This is a genomic window from Xenorhabdus littoralis, from assembly GCF_033949345.1.
Taxonomy (GTDB): domain Bacteria; phylum Pseudomonadota; class Gammaproteobacteria; order Enterobacterales; family Enterobacteriaceae; genus Xenorhabdus; species Xenorhabdus littoralis.
The window spans coordinates 1-1,984 of sequence record NZ_VCDP01000100.1; the positions used below are offsets into that span (position 1 = coordinate 1).

The 1,984-nt window shown below is 42.9% G+C and carries 3 protein-coding genes; 2 read left to right on the forward strand and 1 reads right to left on the reverse strand.

Features of this window, described 5'->3' with window-relative positions; genetic code table 11:
* The coding region (locus FE394_RS17370) for a conjugal transfer protein TraG N-terminal domain-containing protein (RefSeq protein WP_319927608.1) at nucleotides 1-303 on the forward strand (303 nt) is incomplete at its 5' end.
* 571 nt (nucleotides 304-874) lie between these two features.
* The gene (locus FE394_RS17375) at nucleotides 875-1,294 is read left to right on the forward strand and encodes a hypothetical protein (protein ID WP_319927609.1); all 420 of its coding nucleotides are present in this window, start codon (nucleotides 875-877) and stop codon (nucleotides 1,292-1,294) included.
* A 57-nt stretch (nucleotides 1,295-1,351) separates the two neighbouring features.
* On the opposite strand, the gene FE394_RS17380 is transcribed toward FE394_RS17375, so the two are convergent.
* Nucleotides 1,352-1,585, reverse strand: coding sequence for a hypothetical protein (locus tag FE394_RS17380; protein WP_319927610.1), 234 nt, complete (start codon nucleotides 1,583-1,585; stop codon nucleotides 1,352-1,354).
* Nucleotides 1,586-1,984: the final 399 nt, after the last annotated feature.

The window sequence follows — 1,984 nt, forward strand, 5'->3', positions numbered from 1 at the left end:
TTCTGGTGGGAGCTGGCGCGTTGGCTGGACAGCTTTCTTCTGGATGCGTTGTACGGTTCAGAAACCCACAGCCTGTTTAATCTGGCCGGGTTGCAGAACACCTCGGATGATTTAATTATGGCGCTGGTGATGGGGATGCTGTTTATTGTTCTGCCGATGGTCTGGCTGGGTGCACTGGCCTGGGCGGGGGTGCGAATGGGCGATATCAGCGGCATGATGAACCAGGGCGTGGGGCAGGTCAGGCAGTCAGCCGGCATGTTCGGGCAGATAGTGATGCAGAAGATGATGTCAAAGGGAAAGTAGCTAAACAGGGGAAAACTTAAGGGACAGGGCGTTATCCCTTAAGCAGAGTGTGAATGGTGTGTGAGTTTTATTTTTTCGCCTGTTTAACCTGTTTATCATTGTTCCGATAATTAAATATCAGATAAATATTCTTAATGGTGCAGGTTAGTGAGTTATTTAATGCAAATGTATTATTGAGTTAATTTAGTGCTTATCTTAATTCAGGGCGATTTTATATTCATTTTCTATCTTTATATATTTTATATTGGAATTGCATTAACTCAATATTCATGAGGAATATCACAAAAAAGTAAATGACTTAATGCCATTTCATTCAATATGACTTACACTAAAAACGTTATACTTGAGATGTTCTGTTACATTAACGCTCTTGTTTCTGGTAGTAGACAATTTATAGAAGCCTCAATGGTCGAAGCCATTGAGGCTTCGCCGTTTATAATAATGATAATGAAAATAAAAATGGCTGGACCCGGTTTACCTATTCAGTTTAGTTTTTTCGCTATTGAATTCATAATGAAAGCAGTTAAATTGGAACATCTTTAATATATTCTGAAATGGATCAGGGAAAGTGATGACCAATATCGATAAAAATGATAAGAGCAAAAAAAGTCAAAAACAATCCAGTCATTTTATTCCTTACAAAACCACATATGATTTGCGTTTAAGTAAAAGAGAACCCAATTTAATCAACATACTGATGCAGGTCCAGGGTTATGAATATGGCTTTTTGACGGTGTTAGGTGTCCGCCCTTTATCGCAACGGGGTAACCATAAAAACAGTGCCATCTATGTCGTGCGGTGCCGGTGTGGTAAATACGCCGTCAGGACGCTCAAGGCAATCAGAAATCCGGCTAATGCGACTGACATGTGTGAGCATTGCCTTCACCTGTACAACCTGAGGCGTAGAAACCTCTTTCTCACGACAGGAAAAGAGGTCGGTTTGTCAGAATTAACAGGCATTAGCTATAAAATTCCTTTAGAAATTAAATGATAAGGAAATAGTGTTGCGCTTTGGTGTTAGATCCCCGGAGTGCGTGAAAGCAGCGGGTTAAATATCATGGCACTGACATTGACCCCGCCAGATACACACGCTACCATCCTGAATGTGACTATCTGTGATCTTATCGCCTGCAAGGATCACCTCTTCTGAGTGGCGAAAACAAAACTCCTGTAGCCTGCAAGGGAGAGCAAGATTGCGGTACATCTGCGCACTTTTGGAAGCAGATGTCGTCAGACAACAACCTACCGTCCGGCGATGAAAGTTATCCGGTGTTATAAACAACCGGCTTACTACCCAATATGAGCAGAGTGCTCTCTGCTTCTGTCCAATTGATGTATGACGTTAACCTCCATTTTGGAACACACACGATAAACGTCCCGGATCCTGTATAGTGATTGCACAGCAGGGTTAGAGATGTCAATGATTTCAGCGTCCACCGTTACGCGGCGTCACTTGTGTAAAAGCGTAGCGATTACCAAGTGACGCCGTCAGGCGGCCAACGTCCAGAGCACGTCCGGTTTGGCTTTACAACCCATTTGATCCACGCATTACTCAGGGAAACCGGTTTCCATGAGCGTTTTTCTGCTTCTGACTCACTTTATTCCGTTTATTTTTTAACCCCCATGCCTTGCAACAGGCTGATGCCGTAAAAAAGGAGAGATTACCTACGTCAAGATAATG

What these genes read in the sequence shown, in the direction of transcription:
- FE394_RS17375 (WP_319927609.1), top strand. Translation starts at nt 875, where the DNA reads ATGACCAATATCGATAAAAATGATAAGAGCAAAAAAAGTCAAAAACAA.